Source organism: Citrobacter sp. Cm046 (genome assembly GCF_030333065.1).
GTDB classification, from domain to species: domain Bacteria; phylum Pseudomonadota; class Gammaproteobacteria; order Enterobacterales; family Enterobacteriaceae; genus Citrobacter; species Citrobacter murliniae.
Map to the genome: position 1 here is coordinate 62,165 of NZ_JAOWGP010000043.1, position 21,588 is coordinate 83,752.

21 protein-coding genes are annotated in these 21,588 nt (G+C 49.5%); 11 read left to right on the plus strand and 10 right to left on the minus strand.

The window, feature by feature from the left end:
• Positions 1-230 precede the first annotated feature (230 nt).
• Complete coding sequence (gene dld, locus OGX98_RS16115) at positions 231-1,970, plus strand: D-lactate dehydrogenase (RefSeq protein WP_045444972.1); 1,740 nt, start codon at positions 231-233, stop codon at positions 1,968-1,970.
• A gap of 66 nt (positions 1,971-2,036) precedes the next feature.
• Here dld and pbpG read toward each other — a convergent pair whose 3' ends face one another.
• The gene (gene pbpG / locus OGX98_RS16120) at positions 2,037-2,984 is read right to left on the minus strand and encodes a D-alanyl-D-alanine endopeptidase (RefSeq protein WP_045444975.1); all 948 of its coding nucleotides are present in this window, start codon (positions 2,982-2,984) and stop codon (positions 2,037-2,039) included.
• Between the two features lie 179 nt (positions 2,985-3,163).
• Positions 3,164-3,751, minus strand: coding sequence for a Yip1 family protein (locus OGX98_RS16125; protein WP_045444978.1), 588 nt, complete (start codon positions 3,749-3,751; stop codon positions 3,164-3,166).
• Between the two features lie 163 nt (positions 3,752-3,914).
• Here OGX98_RS16125 and OGX98_RS16130 point away from each other — a divergent pair, with 163 nt between their 5' ends.
• On the plus strand, positions 3,915-4,484 hold the full coding sequence (locus OGX98_RS16130; protein ID WP_045444981.1) for a DedA family protein: 570 nt from the start codon (positions 3,915-3,917) through the stop codon (positions 4,482-4,484).
• Positions 4,485-4,521: 37 nt separating this feature from the next.
• Here the strand turns inward: OGX98_RS16130 and mdtQ are convergent, their stop codons facing one another.
• A complete protein-coding gene (mdtQ, locus tag OGX98_RS16135) occupies positions 4,522-5,961 on the minus strand; it encodes a multidrug resistance outer membrane protein MdtQ (RefSeq protein ID WP_045444984.1) in 1,440 nt (479 codons plus the stop codon).
• Positions 5,962-6,130: 169 nt separating this feature from the next.
• On the opposite strand from mdtQ, the gene OGX98_RS16140 reads away from it, so the two are divergent.
• Both OGX98_RS16140 and yohP read left to right on the plus strand, forming a co-directional pair.
• On the plus strand, positions 6,131-6,865 hold the full coding sequence (locus tag OGX98_RS16140) for a class I SAM-dependent methyltransferase (protein WP_286595563.1): 735 nt from the start codon (positions 6,131-6,133) through the stop codon (positions 6,863-6,865).
• A gap of 71 nt (positions 6,866-6,936) precedes the next feature.
• The gene (gene yohP, locus OGX98_RS16145; RefSeq protein WP_015572324.1) at positions 6,937-7,020 is read left to right on the plus strand and encodes a small membrane protein YohP; all 84 of its coding nucleotides are present in this window, start codon (positions 6,937-6,939) and stop codon (positions 7,018-7,020) included.
• 122 nt (positions 7,021-7,142) lie between these two features.
• On the opposite strand, the gene dusC is transcribed toward yohP, so the two are convergent.
• Positions 7,143-8,081 carry a tRNA dihydrouridine(16) synthase DusC gene (gene dusC, locus OGX98_RS16150; RefSeq protein ID WP_045444989.1) on the minus strand — a complete coding sequence of 313 codons (939 nt, stop codon included), beginning with the start codon at positions 8,079-8,081 and terminating at the stop codon, positions 7,143-7,145.
• A gap of 217 nt (positions 8,082-8,298) precedes the next feature.
• Between dusC and OGX98_RS16155 the strand changes: the two genes are divergently transcribed.
• The 7 genes from OGX98_RS16155 (at position 8,299) to preA (ending at position 14,230) form a co-directional block, all read left to right on the plus strand.
• Positions 8,299-8,697, plus strand: a complete 399-nt coding sequence (locus OGX98_RS16155) for a CidA/LrgA family protein (RefSeq protein ID WP_045444991.1) — start codon at positions 8,299-8,301, stop codon at positions 8,695-8,697.
• Positions 8,694-9,389 (plus strand): CidB/LrgB family autolysis modulator, encoded by a 696-nt coding sequence (locus OGX98_RS16160; RefSeq protein ID WP_045444993.1) that lies wholly within the window; start codon positions 8,694-8,696, stop codon positions 9,387-9,389. The genes OGX98_RS16155 and OGX98_RS16160 overlap by 4 nt, the downstream gene beginning before the upstream one ends.
• Before the next feature lie 148 nt (positions 9,390-9,537).
• Positions 9,538-10,422: a cytidine deaminase gene (gene cdd, locus OGX98_RS16165; RefSeq protein ID WP_286595565.1), complete on the plus strand. Its 885-nt coding sequence runs from the start codon at positions 9,538-9,540 to the stop codon at positions 10,420-10,422.
• Between the two features lie 130 nt (positions 10,423-10,552).
• Positions 10,553-11,272 carry an outer membrane permeability protein SanA gene (sanA, locus tag OGX98_RS16170; RefSeq protein WP_045449709.1) on the plus strand — a complete coding sequence of 240 codons (720 nt, stop codon included), beginning with the start codon at positions 10,553-10,555 and terminating at the stop codon, positions 11,270-11,272.
• A 2-nt stretch (positions 11,273-11,274) separates the two neighbouring features.
• A complete protein-coding gene (locus OGX98_RS16175) occupies positions 11,275-11,514 on the plus strand; it encodes a DUF2542 family protein (RefSeq protein ID WP_048221049.1) in 240 nt (79 codons plus the stop codon).
• Positions 11,515-11,759: 245 nt separating this feature from the next.
• On the plus strand, positions 11,760-13,001 hold the full coding sequence (locus OGX98_RS16180; RefSeq protein ID WP_286595566.1) for an NAD(P)-dependent oxidoreductase: 1,242 nt from the start codon (positions 11,760-11,762) through the stop codon (positions 12,999-13,001).
• Complete coding sequence (gene preA / locus OGX98_RS16185) at positions 12,995-14,230, plus strand: NAD-dependent dihydropyrimidine dehydrogenase subunit PreA (protein WP_286595567.1); 1,236 nt, start codon at positions 12,995-12,997, stop codon at positions 14,228-14,230. Before OGX98_RS16180 ends, preA begins: the two co-directional genes overlap by 7 nt.
• Before the next feature lie 59 nt (positions 14,231-14,289).
• On the opposite strand, the gene mglC is transcribed toward preA, so the two are convergent.
• The 6 genes from mglC to folE all read right to left on the minus strand — a co-directional run bounded on the left by mglC (position 14,290) and on the right by folE (position 21,335).
• Positions 14,290-15,300, minus strand: coding sequence for a galactose/methyl galactoside ABC transporter permease MglC (gene mglC, locus OGX98_RS16190; RefSeq protein WP_003027393.1), 1,011 nt, complete (start codon positions 15,298-15,300; stop codon positions 14,290-14,292).
• Positions 15,301-15,315: 15 nt separating this feature from the next.
• Positions 15,316-16,836 (minus strand): galactose/methyl galactoside ABC transporter ATP-binding protein MglA, encoded by a 1,521-nt coding sequence (gene mglA, locus OGX98_RS16195; protein WP_045445012.1) that lies wholly within the window; start codon positions 16,834-16,836, stop codon positions 15,316-15,318.
• A 195-nt stretch (positions 16,837-17,031) separates the two neighbouring features.
• A complete protein-coding gene (gene mglB, locus OGX98_RS16200; RefSeq protein WP_045445015.1) occupies positions 17,032-18,030 on the minus strand; it encodes a galactose/glucose ABC transporter substrate-binding protein MglB in 999 nt (332 codons plus the stop codon).
• Positions 18,031-18,326: 296 nt separating this feature from the next.
• Positions 18,327-19,349 carry an HTH-type transcriptional regulator GalS gene (galS, locus tag OGX98_RS16205; RefSeq protein WP_045445018.1) on the minus strand — a complete coding sequence of 341 codons (1,023 nt, stop codon included), beginning with the start codon at positions 19,347-19,349 and terminating at the stop codon, positions 18,327-18,329.
• 144 nt (positions 19,350-19,493) lie between these two features.
• Entirely contained in the window at positions 19,494-20,651 is a 1,158-nt protein-coding gene (gene yeiB, locus OGX98_RS16210; protein ID WP_048221045.1) for a DUF418 domain-containing protein YeiB, read from the minus strand.
• A 15-nt stretch (positions 20,652-20,666) separates the two neighbouring features.
• On the minus strand, positions 20,667-21,335 hold the full coding sequence (gene folE / locus OGX98_RS16215) for a GTP cyclohydrolase I FolE (RefSeq protein ID WP_043000121.1): 669 nt from the start codon (positions 21,333-21,335) through the stop codon (positions 20,667-20,669).
• Positions 21,336-21,588 lie beyond the last annotated feature (253 nt).

Consider the following 21,588-nt stretch of genomic DNA (forward strand, 5'->3'; position numbering starts at 1 on the left):
TTGATTCTCTCTTTATTTTTTCCCGATGAGGCAGCGAAAATATAACAAAAACCGCAGTTTGCCGTAAGCCTAAACGTGAGAGGCAAAGAAAGCTAAGGTTATTCTCTGAATTTTCAAAACCGTGGTGAATGAACACAGCCAACCAAGAGACAAGCTGAATGAGAAAGCGTATTGTCATACAAAGCGCTATGCTTGTTCCTGATATTGAGTCCCACCACAAGGAGTGGAGAATGTCTTCCATTACAACAACTGAAAATAAAGCTTTTCTGAATGAACTAACCCGCCTGGTGGGTCATTCTCACCTGCTCACCGAACCTGCTAAAACCGCCCGCTATCGCAAGGGCTTTCGCTCCGGTCAGGGCGACGCATTAGCCGTTGTCTTTCCGGGTACGTTATTAGAACTGTGGCGTGTCCTGAACGCCTGCGTCAACGCCGACAAAATTATTCTGATGCAGGCCGCCAATACCGGTCTGACAGAAGGCTCTACGCCGAGTGGTAATGACTACGATCGCGACATTGTCATTATCAGTACCCTGCGCCTCGACAAGCTACACGTCATTGGCAAAGGCGAGCAGGTGCTGGCCTATCCGGGCACCACGCTTTACTCGCTGGAAAAAGCGCTTAAGCCTTTTGGTCGTGAACCGCATTCGGTTATCGGTTCTTCGTGCATTGGCGCATCTGTTATTGGCGGCATCTGCAACAATTCCGGCGGCTCGCTGGTGCAGCGTGGTCCGGCATACACTGAAATGTCGCTGTTTGCACGCATTGATGAGCAGGGAAAATTACAGCTGGTAAACCATCTGGGTATCGAACTGGGCCAGACACCGGAACAAATCCTCAGCAACCTTGATGATGAACGCATCAAAGATAACGATGTACGTCATGATGGCCGTCATGCACACGATCATGATTACGTCACTCGCGTCAGAGATATTGAGGCCGATACCCCGGCACGTTATAACGCAGATCCGGATCGTCTGTTTGAATCATCCGGCTGTGCGGGAAAACTGGCGGTATTCGCCGTGCGTCTGGATACGTTCGAGGCCGAGAAAAATCAGCAGGTCTTTTATATCGGCACCAATCAGCCAGAAGTGCTGACAGAAATCCGCCGCCATATTCTGGCAAAGTTTGAGCATCTGCCGGTCGCGGGTGAATATATGCACCGCGATATTTACGACATCGCAGAGAAGTACGGCAAAGATACGTTCCTGATGATCGACAAGCTCGGCACCGATAAAATGCCGTTCTTCTTTACTCTAAAGGGCCGTACCGATGCGATGCTGGAAAAAGTGAAAATTTTCCGCCCGCACTTCACCGACCGGGCGATGCAGAAGTTTGGCCATTTATTCCCCAGCCATTTACCGGCAAGAATGAAAAGCTGGCGCGATAAGTACGAACACCACCTGTTGCTTAAAATGGCAGGTGGCGGTGTAGCAGAAGCGCAAAACTGGTTGACCGAGTTTTTCAAAACCGCCGAAGGTGACTTCTTTGCCTGTACACCGGAAGAAGGCAGCAAAGCCTTTCTGCATCGCTTCGCGGCGGCTGGCGCGGCAATCCGCTACCAGGCCGTTCATGCGGATGAGGTGGAAGATATTCTGGCGCTGGATATTGCATTGCGCCGTAATGACACCGAATGGTACGAACATCTGCCGGCAGAAATTGACAGTAAGCTGGTACACAAACTCTATTATGGTCACTTTATGTGCTACGTCTTCCACCAGGATTACATTGTGAAGAAAGGCGTGGATGCTCATGCGTTGAAAGAGCAAATGCTTGAATTACTGCATGCGCGCGGGGCGCAGTACCCGGCAGAGCATAATGTGGGACATTTGTACAAAGCACCGGAAACACTGGCTCGTTTTTACCGCGAAAACGACCCTACCAACAGCATGAATCCGGGTATCGGTAAGACAAGTAAGCAGAAGTTCTGGAAAGAAAACGTTTCGGACGAAACAAAACTTTCTGATTGATTTTTCTGTAAAAAGGCCTGGCAGCGTTATGCTATCAGGCCTCTTTTTATTACCATCCCACGCTATTTAATCGTTCTGCGCAGTTTGCTCGCCCGTTGCCGAACCAGTTGCCGCCATCTGTGCGGCTTTCTGTTTTTTATAGCTCAGCGCCGCCGCCGGAACCGGCATCACTTTACCGGTCTCGATCCAGGTACGTAAGCGGCTGGCATCGGCAAAGTGGGTATATTTACCGAAGGCATCCATCACCACCAGCGCAACCGGTTTGTTATTGATAACCGTACGCATCACCAGACAGTGGCCTGCCGCATTGGTAAAACCTGTTTTGGTTAACTGAATATTCCAGTTATCGCGATAAACCAGATGGTTAGTGTTGCGGAACGGCAACGTATAAGCCGGATTAGCAAAGGTCGCCATGTCTTCACGCGTCGTACTTAGCTGACCAATCAGCGGATATTGTTTGCTGGCAATCAGTAGTTTAGTTAAGTCACGGGCGGTCGAAACGTTGTGAATGGATAACCCTGTAGGCTCCACAAAACGTGTCTGGGTCATACCCAGCGCTTTTGCTTTAGCGTTCATCGCTTTGATAAATGCGTTATACCCGCCAGGGTAATGATGCGCCAGGCTTGCCGCCGCACGGTTTTCTGATGACATCAGCGCCAGCAGCAGCATGTTTTTACGGCTGATTTCACTGTTCAAGCGCACGCGGGAATAGATACCTTTCATTTCCGGCGTCTGGCTGATATCAACTTTTAGCTTTTCATCCAGCGGCAGTCGTGCATCAAGCACCACCATCGCCGTCATTAATTTGGTAATCGACGCAATCGGACGCACAAGATCCGGGTGGTTCGAATAGATCACTTTGTTGGTATTCAGATCGACAATCATCGCACTACCAGACGCAATCTCAGGTTGAGAGGCGCTCGCGGTAGTCGCCGTTTTCGCCACGGCTTGAGGTGCAAAAGGAACGGCCAGCACCAGGGCAAGACTTAATAATGAAACTCGGAATTTCAGCATGATGAGATTTCTGATAATGGTTCACGCACGTCACAACGCACACCGCCAGAAGTAAGGGTTACCTCTGGCTAGCTCAGGCATCATAACGACCCGACAGCGTCACCGCTACTGGATAATCATCTCGAAATGCTGCGTTGCTGGCTTTTACAGCAGCAACGCAGCGTAGACAGGTTTGAACGTCAGAATAACCGATAGCCGTAGCCCCACAGGACCACCGTAATCGCCAGCAGAACTTCCAGCACCAGCACACCAATCGCCAGTGTCGAACTGGAAAAACTTAGACCTTCCTCTTTGCTGATGTTCAGGAATGTTGGAATGCCGAGATACAGTAAATATCCGGTGTAAAACAGCGCGATAGTCCCAATTAAGGCACACAACCAGACCAACGGATAAAGCGCTACAAGCCCGCTTAAAAACAGCGGCGTGGCAACATATCCGGCAAAGACCATACAGTGCGCCAGCGATGGACGCTGCGGATAATTGCGTGCCATCCACCAGATCACCCGGCCCATAACGGCCACGCCCGCCAGCATCACACCGTAGAACAGAATTGCCATCGCAAATCCGGTAAACAGGGATAGTTGCAGTATGTTTCCGTCGCCAAAATTCCAGCCGATCTGTGTCGTACCAATAAAGGCACAAATAACCGGGATTGCCGCCATCAGCAGTACATGGTGAGTATAGTGATGCGAAACACTTTCGTTTTCGCTGTTGATCACGTGCATTTCACGATCGGGATGGGAAAACAGCCCCCAGACATGGTTCATACCGCCCCCTTCTTGTCAGCTCCGGACCTCAACACTTCAAGTATAATTCACCTTTTGATTATTTTATGTACACAACAAAAATACCGATGCGCTACGCTGAGGCTTTTCCGGCATCAACAATTTATAGGGTGTATGCTAAGAGTTGTGGAGGTCATACAGACGTATGGATATAAACAGTCTTATTGCGCAGTACGGCTATGCGGCGCTAACTATTGGCAGCCTGGCCGAAGGTGAAACAATTACCCTGTTAGGTGGCGTTGCAGCGCATCAGGGATTACTCAAATTTCCACTGGTTGTCATCTCCGTCGCGCTGGGTGGGATGATAGGCGATCAGTTACTTTATTTACTTGGACGGCGTTATGGCGGCAAAATTTTACGTCGTTTCTCGCGTCATCAGGCAAAAATTCATTACGCACAGAAAATGATCCAACGACGTCCCTACCTCTTTGTGGTCGGGACACGTTTTATGTACGGATTCCGCGTCATTGGTCCCCTGCTGATCGGCGCCAGCCACCTGCCACCAAAAATCTTTTTACCGTTGAATATTCTGGGAGCGCTCGTCTGGGCACTGCTGTTCACTTCGCTCGGTTACGTGGGTGGTGAAGTGATTGCCCCGTGGCTGCACAGCCTCGACCAGCATATTAAACACGGAATATGGCTGGTTCTGGTTGTCGGCCTGGTGGTGGCTGCCCGTTGGTGGATGAAGCAGCGAAATAAACAAAAAACGCAATGAAACTGGCCCGACAACAAATATCTGCCGGGCCGGAAAGTCAGGAGGCGTGGTATCCGCCACCCAGGGCGCTGGTTAACTGAATAGAAGCATCCAGCCACTGACCTTGTAAAATCAGAGCGTTACACTGCTCACGTAATGCCGGAATTTTTGCCTCGCTGACGCGGGACCCCGCAATGATACCGGCATTAAACCGTGCCTGGGCGAGTCCCACTATACGCTGCGCGTCATGTTCAATCTTTTGCTGTTGCTGATTCTTCTGCGCCAATGTTTCCACCTGCGTTGCCGCACGTGCCACATCATTCACCGCGTCCACTACGGCTTTGTTGTAACTGGCAACCGTCAGATTGCTTTGCGCGGTGGTCATATCGAGATTTGCATTCAGTCTGCCACTATCAAAGACAGGCAACGTCAGCCCGGCAGACACCCCCATTTGTTGCGCGGAATGACGGAACAGATCGCTCAGATGTAACGCGTCCTGCTGTAAAAATGCCATCAGGTTAACGTCGGGATAAAACGCAGCTTTCGCCGCATCAATACTGCTCATCGACGATTCAATATACCAGTGTGCAGCCTGTAAATCAGGGCGGCGAGCCAGTAGTGAGTAACCTAACCGGGACGGCAACTGGCTTTCCACCACCGGCATAGTCGCGGCATTAAGCTTCAGGGAGGTGGATTGTGTATTGGTCAGGGCGAGCAGTCGCGCCTCGATCACCTTCATTTTTCCACTGACATCGTTCAGTTGCTGCTCTGTTTTGCTGGAATCGATATCGGTTTCCACCCCCTCCACCGAAGAGGTAATACCGTTTTGATACAGTTGGCGATCCGCTGTGATGACATTCTGTTGCTCATTTTTAATCTGCGTTAGCACGGTTTTCAGCGCCGCCTGTGTCTGCCACTCCCAGTACAGACGAGACACACTGCTTGCCAGCAGTTGTCGGGTTTGCTCACGCTCGGCCTCACGCGCTTTAACCTCACCAATGCGCGCCGCGACTTCTGCCCGGTTTTTGCCCCATAGATCCAGGTCCCAGCCTGCGGTTAAACCAAATGTTCCATTGGTGTACCACGGCCCCGTAGTACCAGCAGCGGGATCGGTAATGGCAAACGGTCCCATCACACCTTCGGCAGACATTTTCTGACGCTCAACGCCTGCGGAAAAATCAATCTGCGGTCCATCCTGCGCTTCTATGGCCTGAGCCTGCGCTTCCGCCAGCTGAATACGCTGCTCCGCCACTTGCATATCAGGAGAGTTTTGTAACGTACTGTCAATCAACGCATTAAGCTGTGGATCGTGATACGCCTTCCACCACTGGCTATCTGGCCAACCGTTTTTCAATGCCGCTGGTAATGTGGAATCAACGTTTGCAGAGGGGGTCTGCTGTGACAGTAGCTGGCGGTTATCGTGCATAGGGGCGCAGCCCGCCATCAGAATAAAAAGCGGCAAACATGCCGTAGCGACAAGAACAGAATTACGATTCATGGAGGTACGCAGATAAGAAAAGAGGTGCAGAGATTACGACTTGTCGCACTCGCTTTTTTAGTTACGCGTGGCAATACATCTTTGGAAATTAAAATATATAATCAGAAAAATATATACCAGTTAAATATTATGGATAATATTATTCTAATAATTTATGAATGGAGCCGATATGTCACAAAATATCTATGATGATCCTGAGTTCTTTGCCGGATATGCCACACTGGATCGTTCAGTAAAGGGGCTCGACGGTGCACCAGAATGGCCAACAATACAAACGCTGCTTCCTCCGCTACAGGGTAAAAATATTCTTGATTTAGGCTGCGGATATGGCTGGTTTTGCCGCTACGCGAGAAATAACCACGCTGCAAGCGTTGTGGGTCTGGATATTTCAGAGAAGATGTTAGCCAAGGCGCGCAGTATGACCCATGGCGATGGGATCGTGTACCAGCGCGAAGATCTTGAAACACTCACACTCTCGCCGGGCTCATTTGATCTGGTCTATAGCTCACTCGCCCTGCACTATTTGCATAATATTGAACGATTACTGACAACGATTTATCAGTCACTAACACCGGGCGGAATGCTGGTATTTTCTGCCGAGCACCCTATTTATACCGCACCACTGACCCAGGGCTGGATCAAAGATAAAACCGGTCAACAATCCTGGCCGGTTAATCACTATCAGCAGGAAGGCGAACGCATCAGCAACTGGTTCGCCGAAGGCGTCAAAAAACAACACCGTAAACTGGCCACGTGGATTAATGCGCTGATTGCCGCCAGGTTTCAGATCATAAGCCTTAATGAATGGGGTCCGTCTGCTGAACAGATTGCCGCTAACCCGGCGCTGGATGAAGAGAAAGAGCGTCCAATGATATTTCTTCTCAGCGCACGTAAGCCGGAGTAATGAAACCGCCAGGCAGAATTGCTGATGCTTTCCTATACTCAACCTGAACTTACCAAAAATAAGGAAAGTTAATGAAAATTCTGCTGTGGGTTATTTTAATTATTTTTCTGATTGGGCTGTTGGTGGTGACGGGTGTGTTTAAGATGATTTTCTGATGTCGATTCCGGATCCAACACGCCTGATAAGCGAATTGCCATCAGGCAATATCTCAACTCTGATGCCGGATGGTGGCATAACCGCCATATCCGGCTTACTAAACAGAGGTATCAGCGCTCAGTTAACACTCAATGGCCTGAATCGCACGCGCGATATCCGGTGAATTATTTAATGCGCGAATTTCCTGAAACAACGTTGTCGCCTCTGAATACTCTTTACGTAAATATCCCAGCCACTGTTTGATACGCGCCACGTGGTATAGACCGGTATCGCCCTGTTTTTCCAGCCGGGTATATTTTTTCAGCAACGTCACCACATCAGGCCACGGCATACGCGGTTCGTTGTATTTCACCACACGACTAAGATTAGGGATGTTGAGTGCACCACGTCCTATCATCACGGCGTCACATCCGGTAATAGCCATGCAATCCTGGGCACTCTGCCAGTCCCAGATTTCTCCATTAGCGATAACCGGGATAGTGAGACGTTTGCGAATTTCACCAATAGCCTGCCAGTTAATGTGCTCAGCCTTGTAGCCCTGCTCTTTGGTTCGGCCATGAACCGCCAGCTCGCTGGCACCTGCCTGCTGAACGGCATCGGCAATTTCAAACTGTCTGTCGCTGCTGTCCCAGCCGAGGCGTACTTTTACCGTCACCGGCAAATGGTCCGGAACGGCCTCGCGCATCGCTTTTGCCCCCCGGTAGATAAGCTCCGGATCCTTTAATAACGTTGCGCCGCCGCCACTGCCGTTAACCAGTTTCGACGGGCAGCCACAGTTCAGATCGACACCAAACGAGCCCAGTTCAACCGCGCGGGCCGCATTCTCCGCCAGCCACTGCGGATACTGCCCCAGCAGTTGTATGCGCACCCGTGTGCCGGATGTCGTACGGCTGGCGTTGAGCAACTCAGGACAAATGCGATGGAACACTTTTACCGGCAGGAGTTGATCCACCACCCGGACAAATTCGGTGATACAGAGATCATAGTCATTGACTTCAGTCAGCAGCTCGCGAACCAGTGAGTCGAGCACACCTTCCATCGGCGCCAGTAAAACACGCATATTGTTACCCGCAAAAAAGAGAGGCGCTATGGTAACTTCTCTGAGATAGGGTTTAAAGCACAGAGAAGCTGTTACTTACCGCTATTCTGTATTCAGCGCAGAGTTTAGCCGATGTTCCCGTTATCTATTTCCACTATGCTTAGAATTCATGATGTGATCGGTAGCACGTTTTAAAGTTTAATTGTATGATGAATCAGTCTCGTCAAGGGTTTCTACTATGAGCAAGTCACTGAATATTATCTGGCAATATATACGCGCTTTCGTACTGATTTATGCCTGCCTCTATGCAGGTATTTTTCTTGCTTCCCTGCTCCCCATAACTATTCCGGGCAGCATTATCGGCATGCTAATCCTGTTTGTCCTGCTGGCGCTGCAAATCTTGCCTGCGAAATGGGTTAATCCAGGTTGCTATGTCCTGATTCGCTATATGGCCCTTCTGTTTGTCCCAATTGGTGTAGGGATCATGCAGTACTTTGACTTGCTCCGTGCGCAATTTGGTCCGGTGGTGGTGTCCTGCACCATTAGTACACTGGTCGTTTTCCTGGTAGTGAGCTGGAGCTCGCATCTTGTGCACGGTGAACGAAAAATCGTTGGGCAGAAAGGATCTAAAGAATGATGTCGTATATCTGGTGGTCGTTACCCCTCACGCTGGCGGTATTTTTTGCCGCTCGTAAGCTGGCTATGCGGATCAAAATGCCGCTGCTGAATCCACTGCTCGTCGCCATGGTGGTCATTATTCCCTTTCTGATCCTGACCGGTATTCCCTACGATCACTATTTTAAAGGCAGCGAGGTTCTCAACGATTTACTGCAGCCTGCGGTGGTCGCGCTGGCCTATCCGCTGTATGAGCAATTGCACCAAATCCGCGCCCGCTGGAAGTCCATTATTGCTATCTGTTTCGCAGGCAGCGTAGTGGCGATGGTTACCGGCACATCTATTGCTTTGCTACTGGGGGCTTCACCGGAAATTGCCGCGTCTATCATGCCTAAATCAGTGACAACACCTATCGCCATGGCGGTAGGAGGAAGTATCGGCGGCATCCCGGCAATCAGCGCTGTCTGCGTTATTTTTGTCGGCATCCTCGGTGCCGTATTTGGCCATACTCTGCTGAATGCAATGCGGATTCGCACCAAGGCTGCACGTGGGCTGGCAATGGGTACTGCCTCGCACGCCCTGGGCACCGCACGCTGTGCTGAGCTTGACTACCAGGAAGGCGCATTTAGTTCTCTGGCGCTGGTCATTTGCGGGATAATCACTTCACTGGTGGCTCCGTTCCTGTTCCCGGTTATTCTGGCACTGTTCGGCTAATCCTGATTTTTAGGTCATTTATTTGCGATGCGTTGCACATTTTTAATTTAAGTTTCATAAGTTGCATACATAATGAGATATGAATCACATATAAAGGCGTAACAGGCCCGTAAACTACGATTCCATTACATTGTTATGAGGCATCGCCATGCATCCACGTTTTCAAACTTCTTTTGCCCAACTCGCGGATAACTTGCAATCAGCCCTGGCTCCCCTTCTGGCGGATGTTCATTTCCCCGCCATGTTAACTGCTGAGCAGGTCTCTGTGCTTAAACGCGAATCGGGACTGGACGAAGACGCGCTGGCATTCGCTCTGCTGCCGCTGGCTGCTGCCTGCGCTCGTACCGATCTCTCCCATTTTAACGTTGGCGCAATTGCGCGTGGTATCAGTGGTACCTGGTATTTCGGTGGGAATATGGAGTTCCTTGGCGCGACGATGCAGCAAACTGTTCATGCCGAGCAAAGCGCCATCAGTCACGCCTGGTTACGCGGTGAAAAGGGACTCACCGCCATCACCGTAAACTACACCCCTTGCGGTCACTGCCGTCAGTTTATGAATGAACTGAACAGCGGGCTGGATTTACGCATTCACCTGCCAGGACGTGAGCCGCACGCCCTGCGCGACTATCTGCCGGATGCTTTCGGCCCGAAAGATTTAGACATCAAAACCTTGTTGATGGATGAGCAGGATCACGGCTTCGCGCTGGAAGGCGATACGCTGACCCAGGCGGCGATTACCGCCGCTAATCATTGTCATATGCCATACAGTCACTCCCCGAGCGGTGTTGCGCTGGAGTGCAAAGATGGTCAAATCTTCAGTGGCAGCTATGCTGAAAACGCCGCCTTCAACCCAACTCTGCCTCCGCTGCAGGGCGCATTAAACCTGTTGAACCTCAACGGCTATGATTACCCGGACATTCAACGCGCGGTGCTGGCAGAAAAAGCCGATGCGCAATTAATCCAGTGGGACGCCACTTCCGCTACCCTGAAAGCATTGGGATGCAATAACATCAGTCGCGTACTGCTGGGTTAATTTCCTGATGGCTCGACGCTTATCACGGCTGGATTGTTGAAAATCCCCTCAATCAGGTTGCTGTTTCTTGCGCTACGCCGTCGGGTACAGTAGCCTGATTGAAATTCCATCCAATTATCGAGTTTTCCGCATGTTAAAGCGCGTGTTTTACAGCTTGTTAGTCCTGATCGGCTTGCTGCTGTTAACTGTGCTTGGTCTCGACAGATGGATGAGCTGGAAGACAGCACCTTACATCTACGACGAATTGCAGGATTTACCCTATCGCCAGGTCGGCGTGGTATTAGGCACAGCGAAATACTACCGTACCGGCGTCATTAACCAGTATTACCGCTACCGCATTCAGGGCGCATTAAACGCTTATAACAGCGGTAAGGTGAATTACCTGCTACTCAGTGGCGATAACGCACAGCAAAGCTATAACGAACCGATGACGATGCGTAAAGATCTGATTGCCGCAGGCGTCGATCCTGCCGACATCGTGCTCGATTATGCCGGATTCCGCACGCTCGACTCCATTGTGCGGACCCGCAAAGTGTTTGATACCAATGATTTCATCATCATTACCCAGCGATTCCACTGTGAACGCGCCTTGTTTATTGCACTTCATATGGGCATTCAAGCCCAGTGCTACGCGGTGCCTTCACCTAAAGATATGCTGACCGTACGGGTACGTGAATTCGGCGCCCGTTTTGGGGCGCTGGCCGATCTCTATCTCTTTAAGCGCGAGCCTCGTTTTTTAGGCCCGCTGGTGCCGATCCCGACAATGCATCAGGTACCGGATGATGCTCAGGGTTATCCGGCGGTAACGCCAGAACAGTTACTTGAATTACAAAAGAAACAAGGAAAATAAGCATGGATGTGCAAACACTCTTCGTCGTTTTGGCCTTTCTTCTCATCCCTGTGTTTTGCTTTCGTGAAGCATGGAAAGGCTGGCGCTCTGGGGCCGTTGATAAAATAAAGAAGAACGCACGTGAACCGGTATATGCCTACCGCAATGAAGATCCACTGCAATTCTGGTGTTATGTTCTTGTTTATGCCGGGTGCGGATGCTTATCTTTTGGGATGGTTATTTATTTAGTCTTTTATCGATAAGGACATTTATGTAATATTAGTGTTTGAGAATAACTAATATTATGAGAACAATTGTTATTTCAACATAAGGGATAAATGCTGTCCACCAGCATTTCCCTGACACTGTCCTCTATTTGTGAATCCTTTCACAGAATACTCTTCCTGCAGTGCTAGCCTTGAGAATAGCCTTAGAAATTATTTTTTCTAATTTTATATTTTGTTATTAACGGTTCGCCTTAATTTACTCAAGCATTAAGGAAGAAAATATGCCACAACAAAATTATCTGGATGAACTGACGCCTGCTTTTACGCCATTATTAGCAATAAAAGAGGCCTCCCGCTGTTTATTATGTCACGATGCCCCCTGTAGCCAGGATTGTCCGGCGCAAACCGATCCAGGGAAATTTATTCGCTCTATTTATTTTCGCAATTTTAAAGGCGCAGCCGAAACGATCCGTGAAAATAATGCGCTCGGAGCCGTATGCGCCCGGGTATGTCCAACCGAAAAATTATGTCAACGCGGGTGTACGCGTTCAGGAATTGATAAACCTATCGATATCGCACGTCTGCAACGTTTTATTACCGATTTTGAACAGCAGACGGCAATGAAAATTTATCAACCCGGAACGAAAACGCTGGGCAAGATTGCCATTATCGGCGCAGGCCCGGCAGGGTTGCAGGCCAGTGTAACCTTGAGCAATCTGGGTTACGACGTGACAATTTACGAAAAACAGCCTCAGCCAGGCGGCTGGCTGCGCTATGGCATTCCTGAGTTTCGGCTGCCGCAATCTGTTCTGGATGTCGAGATTGCTCGTATCGTTGAAATGGGCGTCACCATTAAATGCCATTGTGAAGTCGGCAACACCCTCTCTGTTGAGCAGCTTAAAGCGGAAAATAACGCTGTACTGCTTACCGTAGGCATGTCCTACGGCTCGACCCTGCCATTGTTTAACAATGCAAATAATGTCGAGATTGCCGTCGATTTCCTGCAACGTGCCCGCCAGTCCGGCGGCGATATTGCCGTACCGCAAAGTGCGTTGATCATCGGTGGCGGCGATGTGGCAATGGATGTCGCCAGTACGTTAAAACTCCTTGGCTGTCCGTCAGTCACCTGTGTCGCACGTGAAGAACTCGCTGAACTCCCCGCCAGCGACAAAGAGTTCACCAGTACGCAAGCGTTAGACGTATCGATCATTGACGGCTTCACACCCGTAGAGGTTACCGGGAATAGAGTCACCTTTAAGCATGTTCGTCAGCCAGGAGAACTCACGTTTGAAGCCGAAAAGATTATTCTCGCCGTTGGCCAACACGCTCAACTTGATGGTTTCGCGGCGTTAAAGCCAGAGCGTAATCTTATCGATACGCAAAATTATCAAACCGCCGATCCGGTTCTGTTTGCCGCGGGCGATATCGTTAAAGGCGATAAAACCGTCGTCTATGCCGTGAAAACCGGGAAAGAAGCCGCTCAGGCTATTCATCACTATTTAGAGGGAGCTTGCTCATGTTAACAAAAGATCTTTCTATTACTTTTTGCGGCGTAAAATTTCCCAACCCGTTTTGCCTCTCTTCTTCTCCGGTGGGTAACTGTTATGAGATGTGCGCCAAGGCCTACGATACCGGTTGGGGCGGAATTGTTTTTAAAACAATTGGTTTCTTTATCGCCAATGAAGTCTCCCCACGCTTTGACCATCTGACCAAAGAAGATACTGGCTTCATTGGCTTCAAAAATATGGAGCAAATTGCTGAACACCCACTGGAAGAGAATCTGGCCGCCATTCGTAGGCTGAAGCAAAATTACCCGGATAAAGTGCTAATCGCATCGATCATGGGGGAAAATGAGCAGCAATGGCAGGAGCTGGCACACCTGGTCGAAGAAGCGGGTGCGGATATGATCGAGTGCAACTTCTCGTGTCCGCAGATGACATCTCATGCGATGGGCAGCGATGTGGGACAAAGCCCGGAGCTGGTCGAGAAATATTGTCGGGCAGTTAAACGCGGTTCTTCACTGCCAATGTTAGCCAAAATGACACCCAATATTGGCGATATGTGTGAAGTGGCTCTGGCGGCTAAACGCGGAGGTGCCGACGGTATTGCCACCATCAATACCGTAAAATCTATCACCAATATCGACCTGAACCGGAAAATCGGCATGCCAGTAGTCAACGGCAAATCCAGTATTTCCGGCTACTCCGGCAAGGCAGTAAAACCCATCGCCCTACGTTTTATACAACAACTGCGTACCCACCCTGAACTACAAGATTTTCCGATTAGCGGCATTGGTGGCATTGAAACCTGGGAAGATGCTGCTGAATTCTTGCTCCTGGGTGCCGCTACGCTGCAGGTGACTACCGGGATCATGCAGTATGGCTATCGGATTGTGGAGGATATGACCAGCGGGCTGTCGCACTATCTTGCCGATCAGAGCTTTGATTCGCTGGAGGATATGGTTGGCCTTGCCAATACCAATATCATTCCCGCCGAGGATCTTGACCGCAGTTATATTGTCTACCCACATATCAACCTCGATAAATGCGTTGGCTGCGGGCGCTGCTACATCTCCTGCTATGACGGTGGACATCAGGCGATGGAATGGAATGAAGAAACCCGTACACCACACTGCAACACCGAAAAATGCGTGGGTTGTCTGCTGTGCGGTCACGTCTGCCCGGTAGCCTGTATCGATTTAGGGGAGGTAAAATTTAAAGCCGGTGAGAAAGAACATGCGCTAACGCTGTAACACGAAGAACAGAAAAGCCCGGGACAGATTTCTCTGCACCGGGCTTTTGCATAGTTACGTTACTTCTTACGTGCGTATTTCAGTGAGTCCAGCGCCACCGCGAAGATGATAATGCCGCCCTTAATAATGTACTGCCAGTAAGGGTTCACGCCGATATAGGTCAGACCGTAGTTAATAACGGTGAAGATAATAACACCGGTCACAACACCAAATACGGTACCGACACCACCACTGAACGACACACCGCCGACCACGCACGCCGCAATCGCATCCAGCTCATACATAAAGCCGAGGTTGTTGGTCGCAGAGCCGATACGTCCGGCTTCCAGTAAGCCACCGAAAGCATAGAACACGCCAGACAGCGCATAGATAATCAGCAGGTTCAGCGCGACGTTAACGCCAGATACTTTCGCCGCTTCGGGGTTACCGCCGATAGCGAAAATGTTTTTACCAAAGCGGGTCTTGTTCCAGAGTACCCAAACAAAGGCCACTGCAATCAATGCGTAGAAAGTGATATAGGAGAGTCGGAAACTACCCAGCGCAATAAAGCCCTGCGCAAAGGTGGAGAATCCGCTGTCAAAGCCAGAAATTGGCGAGGCCCCGACAAAGTCGTAATAGAGTGAGTTGATACCGTAAACGATGATCATCGTACCTAGAGTGGTAATAAACGGGGTCACATTCAGGTACGCAATGATGATACCGTTCACCAGACCAATAATGGCACCGATAACACAGACAATCAGCACCACCACGATGATCGGCATGGTGGCCATTTCCGGGAACACCTTATTGGCATTCTCCATCGACTGCAGCAAAGTAGCCGCGACCACCGCAGCCAGACCAACCTGACGACCTGCAGACAGGTCTGTCCCCTGGGTGACAATCAGTCCGGCAACGCCCAGTGCGATAATAATACGCACCGAGGATTGCGTCAGAATATTACTCAAGTTCAGCAAACTTAAGAAAGTAGGGTCCTGGAAAATAATAATCGCCAGCAAAACTAAAAGAACAACGTAAATTCCGCCTTCTTTCAGGTAAGTAAGAAAACTTTTCTTATTTAACGCACTCATGAGGAGCCCCTAATCTTAAAGGTGCAAAGACGCAAGACGGAGAATTTCGTTTTGCGTTGTCGTTTTAGTTTCAACAATTCCAGCCACAAGACCATTGCTCATAACCAGAATACGATCGGTAATACCTAACAGCTCCGGCATTTCGGAGGAAATAATGATAATCCCCTTCCCTTTTTTCGCCAGCTCCGCAATTAACTGATAAATTTCAAATTTTGCACCAACATCGATCCCACGTGTTGGCTCATCCAGCATCAGTATTTCTGGCTGTGTTAATAACCAACGGCCAATAACTACCTTTTGCTGGTTGCCACCGGACAGTGAACCAATTTGTGTACGGTGACCTGGTGTTTTCACCCTCATGGAGTCAATTACCCATTGGGTATCGCTTTTCATACGGGTATTATCCAACAGGCCAACTTTATTTTTATAGTTTTGGATATTGGATATTAACGAGTTAAAACCGATATCCAGATAAGCATAAATGCCCGTTGAGCGACGTTCTTCCGTCACCAGCGCAAAACCATGGTTAATGGCTTCATTCGCACTGTGGTTATTAATTTTTTTGCCGTGTAGCGTAATCGTACCTGATGATTTCTCACGAATACCAAAAAGTGTTTCAACAATATCTGTGCGTTTTGCACCAACCAGACCGGCAATGCCAAGGATCTCCCCTTTATGCAGGTCAAAAGAGATATCACGAATCGACGGCTGACGCAGAGATGTCAGGTTACGCACTTCCAGAATCACTTCGCCAGGCTTGTTCTCTTTATCCGGGAAACGTTGGTTCAGCGAACGTCCCACCATCATGGCGATGATCTTATCCATATCCAGCCCTTCCAGTGGCTGGGTCGCAATCCACTGACCATCACGTAGCACGGTAATTTCATCGCACAACTGGAAGATTTCTTCCATTTTGTGAGAAATATAAACGATACCGCATCCACGCTCTTTCAGTTTACGAATAATCGTGAACAGATGATTAACCTCTTTCTCCGTCAAAGACGAGGTAGGTTCATCCATGATGACGATTTTGGCATCGTACGAAAACGCTTTAGCAATTTCTATCATCTGCATTTGCGAAACTGACAATGTACCGACGCGCGCACGCGGATCGATATCAATATCCAGTTCATCAAATATCGCTTTGGTATCCCGGTACATTTTATCCTGGTCGACAAACATGCCTTTGGTGGGATAACGCCCTAGCCACATGTTGTCCATTACGGAACGTTGTAATACCAGGTTCAATTCCTGGTGTACCATCGAGATACCATTTTCAAGCGCTTCTTTAGCAGAATGAAAATCGATTTCTTTACCCTGAAATAAAATACTACCGGAATCTTTTTGATAGATTCCAAAAAGACATTTTAATAATGTTGACTTTCCAGCTCCATTCTCCCCCATTAAGGCGTGAATAGAATGTGGGCGGACTTTTAAATTGACATTATCAAGAGCCTTAACGCCGGGAAAGGACTTGTTGATGCCGCTCATTTCCAACAAGTATTCGCCTGACGACTGAGTATTAGTGCTGACCATAATTATACCTTGTTGGCCTTGCTGAGTGCGTAATTGAGGGCGCAACAGAATTGCGCCCACAGACATATACACTAAAAAATTCGAGTTGCAGGAAGGCGGTGAGTGAGTAAATCCCCAGTCACATAGATAACTATGTAACTGGGGTGAACGAGCACAGCCAACGCACAGGCAACTTGAAGTATGGTGTGTATAGGCTTATTTATTAGTGAACTCAGCCAGATTGTCTTTATCGACACCTACATACGGAACGCGAACAATTTTGTTCTCAATTTTCCAGGTTGTGCCGTCTGCCGCACCTTTGCCTTCAGCCAGGTTTTTCGCCAGATCGAAGGTTGCTTTCGCCTGGTTATTGGCGTCGTTCAGCACGGTACCGGCCATTGCGCCAGATTTCACCAGAGCCAGAGCTTCAGGCAACGCATCCACGCCAAATACCGGAACGCTGGTTTTGTTGTGTGCTTTCAGCGCTTCAACTGCACCCATTGCCATTGCGTCATTATTCGCAATCACAACTTCAATTTTGTTGGCGTTTGGACCGGACATCCACGCATCCATTTTATCTTTCGCCTGAGCGGTATCCCACATGGCGGTATCTAACTGCAGCTGCTCAGTTTTAATGCCTTTGTCGTTCAGCTCTTTAATCACGTAGGTAGTACGTGCTTCAGCATCCGGATGTCCCGGCTCGCCTTTCAGCAGAACAAACTGAATTTTACCGTCTTTGTTCAGATCCCAGTTCGGGTTTGCTGCCCAGTGTTTAGCAATCAAATCACCCTGGATGATGCCAGATTCTTTAGAGTCAGTACCGACATAGAAGGCCTTGTCATAGCTGTCCAGCGCTTTACGTGAAGGTTCTTTGTTGAAGAACACAATCGGTACGTTCTGGCCACGAGCTTTCTCAATTACCGTGCCTGCTGCAGCCGGGTCAACCAGGTTGATAGCCAGTGCTTTAACGCCTTTTGCCAGCAACACATCAATCTGATCGTTTTGCTTGGATTGATCGTTCTGGGAGTCGTTCATCAGCAACTGGACATCTGGCGCCGCTTTGGCATCTTTCTCAATAGCCTTACGCACCACAGACATAAAGTTATCGTCATACTTATAAATCGTCACACCAATGCGGGTATCAGCAGCGTGCGCAGCCGCGCCGAATAACATGCTTGCCATTACAGCAGACAGGGTCAACACCTTCTTATTCATGGTATCTCCGGTTTTATTATGCAGGGTAGTACTTGAGATAAATGCTCGGCAGGGCAGAACGTTACTAAACTGTTACTGAACGCCGAAGCTCACTTTTAAAAATATTTCTTCCGTGTCTGGCAACGCTCCAAAAACAGGCTTTAATTTTTGTTTAAGACGCCTATACCTCGATGAAAGTGATTATTCACCGTTACATAGTAGTTACAGCGCAACAAACAGTGTCATCATAGCTATGGCATTGTTAAGATACTGTGAATTTACTCACATATTGAAAACGGTTACATCGAGTGACATTATCAGTTAGTGATCGGTGCCGCATTCTGCCGCAACGCCACAGAATGACGACGCACCAGCGTTGGCATAAAGCAATGGGTCGCCGCAGGATCCAACGTACCCGCAGCGCCTTGTAGTGCGAGCTCTGTCGCCATTTTTGCCATTGATGCAATAGGATAGCGCACGGTCGTCAGCTGCGGATCGGTGTAACGCGCAATAGGGATATCATCGAAACCAATGATAGACAGATGTAACGGAATGGCGATGCCGTTGTCTTTTAGCGCAGTAAGCGCCCCGGCGGCCATATTGTCGTTGTAAGCGAAGACCGCCGTCAGTTGCAAATTACGTCCCAGCAGTTCCACCATCGCTGATTCTCCGCCCTGCATATCGGGCGAACCGGTGCCAACCCAGCTTTCTGCCGGAGTGATTCCGTTTTCTTTCAACGCGCTTAGCCACCCTTCTCTACGCATCGCGTCATCTTCAATACGATGACTTGACGCCAGATACCCTATGCGTTGGTGCCCGTTATTGAGCAGCATACGGGTCGCCATTTTGGCCCCGCTGATATTGTCCAGGCAGACACAACGGTGGGCGTAGCCCGGCACAATACGGTTGATCAATACCATTCCGGGGATCTGATCCATAAACTCCCCCAGTTCCTGGTCACTCAACGCTTTTGAGTGAACAATCAGCGCGTTACAACGCTGACGGATCAGGACTTCGATGGCATGACGTTCTTTTTCTGCTTCATGATAACTGTTACCAATCAGCACATACTTCTGATGCTGCTGGGCAACCATATCTACGGCTTTCACCAGCGCACCAAAGAACGCATCTGAAACATCCATCACCACTACACCAATAGTGTCACTCACCTGCGTGGCCAGCGCTTGCGCATTAGCATTGGGCCGATAGCCTAGCTGAGTCACTGCCTTCATTACCGCTTCGCGAGTATCTGGACTCACCAACGCGCTGTTATTCAGTACGCGGGAAACAGTCGCCACAGAAACGCCAGACTGACGTGCCACATCACGTATGGTGATCATATTCACTACCCTGTTTGAGATTGCGGTTGCCCACAGACACCCTGGATTGTGTATTTTGTCAGCACGATGAATAGCACTGCGTGAGTCATGTCACAGGAATGAAAACGCTTACATCCATTTTGTTAATGAATGTGATCCAGATCGTTATCTGGATGTTCCCGGCAATGACGCCCCTGAGGCACGCAGGGTTAGTTGACGCCACAGCCACTCCACCGGACCTTGCCGATAAAAACGTAGCCAAATGACGGAGAAAAGAAGGTTTATAGTCCAAACAGGGATAACGAAATACAGCAGTTCCAGCCGGTCAAACTTCATAAACAGACCAAACTGATAGAACAGTGTGGTGCAGATGAGCGTTTGCAGAAGATAATTGGTCAATGCCATGCGTCCTACGCAGGCAATGGCAATAACAAATTTAAAGCGGTTAAGTTGCGGCCAGAAACCAAACATCAATGCGGCGTAACCGATAGTCTGAAACGGTGCGCTCAGTTCTCGCGGGGCTTGTAACAGAAAAGCACACCAGCGATATGCCCACTCCAGATGCCATTGGGCGACGATAGCCGGCAGGTTAATCGCCATTCCGATGATGACCAACAACGCGCCTGTACGACGATAATGCGACAAACTGTATTGTCCTTTCAGCCAGCCGCTGCGCATCAATGCCGCGCCGAGCAGCATCATTCCCGCAAGCTGCCAGCCGTACTGCGCCCCCAGTGCCAGCAGGCTGTTCGACAGCATATCCACGCGGTTACTGACCGCTTCCATACCGCCGTTAATCTTCCAGAACTTTTCATACAGCAGTGCAGAGGCATCCGGCGTCCAGGCCCGGCTGGTTTCGCCCCCGGAAATAACGCCAAGCAGCAGCAATACGCCGATACCTACGAGGTAGAGCAGCACACCGGTATTAAACAGGCTTTTGACCGAAGGAGCGTCGCGGATCAGCCGCCAGCAGATAAGACCAATTAAGCCGTATGCCAGCAGGATATCGCCATCCCATAATAATAAGCCGTGAATAAAACCCAGCAAAACTAGCAGAGTGAGTCGCGACTGGATCCAGCGTTTGCCGCGCGGCAACAGCATTTGCAGGCCTGCGCCGAACAACAGCGCAAAAAGAGTAAGGAACTTCACCTGCGCGAAGAGATCAAGCACCGCCCAGGTCCAGGCATCCGACAGGGTAATGTTGCCATACCAGGCAGGGTTCAGGTATGCCGCCTTCGGCAAACCAAAGGCGCTAATATTGAGAAGCAGGATACCAAGGATGGCAACGCCACGAATAAAATCCAGCGTGACATTACGCTCCATGGTTCCCTGCCCTAATCAGTTGTGGTGACGCACGGCGCGCAGGAATTCCTGACGCGTATTCTGGCTGGACTTAAACAGCCCGCCAAGCGAGGTGGTAGTGGTCGCACTGGTCGCATCACGGATACCGCGCGCTTTCACGCAGTAATGCACCGCATCAATTGAAACCGCCACATTATTAGTACCGAGCAGCGTTTGCAGCGCGGTCAAAATTTGCTGAGTCAGACGTTCTTGTACCTGTGGACGCTGCGCAAAGAATTGCACAATGCGATTAATCTTCGACAGGCCAATCACAGACTCTTTCGGGATGTACGCCACCGTCGCTTTGCCATCAATTGTGACAAAGTGATGCTCACAGGTGCTGGTCAGCGTGATATCACGAACCGTGACCATCTCATCAACCTTCATTTTATTTTCAATGACGGTAATTTTCGGGAAGTTCGCGTAATCGAGACCGGAGAAAATCTCATCAACATACATTTTAGCGATGCGATGTGGGGTTTCCATCAGACTGTCATCGCTCAAATCAAGATTGAGCAATTGCATAATCTCGGTCATATGGCCGGAGATAAGACGTTTGCGCGTTTCGTTATCCATCTCATGCACGGGCGGGCGCAACGGGGTTTCGAGACCACGTGCGACCAGCGCTTCATGAACCAGGGCCGCTTCTTTACTGAGTGATGACATTTCTTCTTCTCCTGCAGGTGTGGCGCCTCTGCCCTGCGTGGGGCAAAGTTTTTAGGCTGTGTCACAGCCAGAACATTGTGCGTGAGGCGGCGCACATAATCCAGTATTCACCGCGATAATTATTGAAATTGGCGCAGCCTGTTAATGCACAGATCCTACTTGCCGTTCAACCCGGTGAGTATGAGTGTTAATGTAAAGTTATATAGATGATGAAGTATGTTTGCCCAATGCGGAAGTGAAAGTTACTCACAGT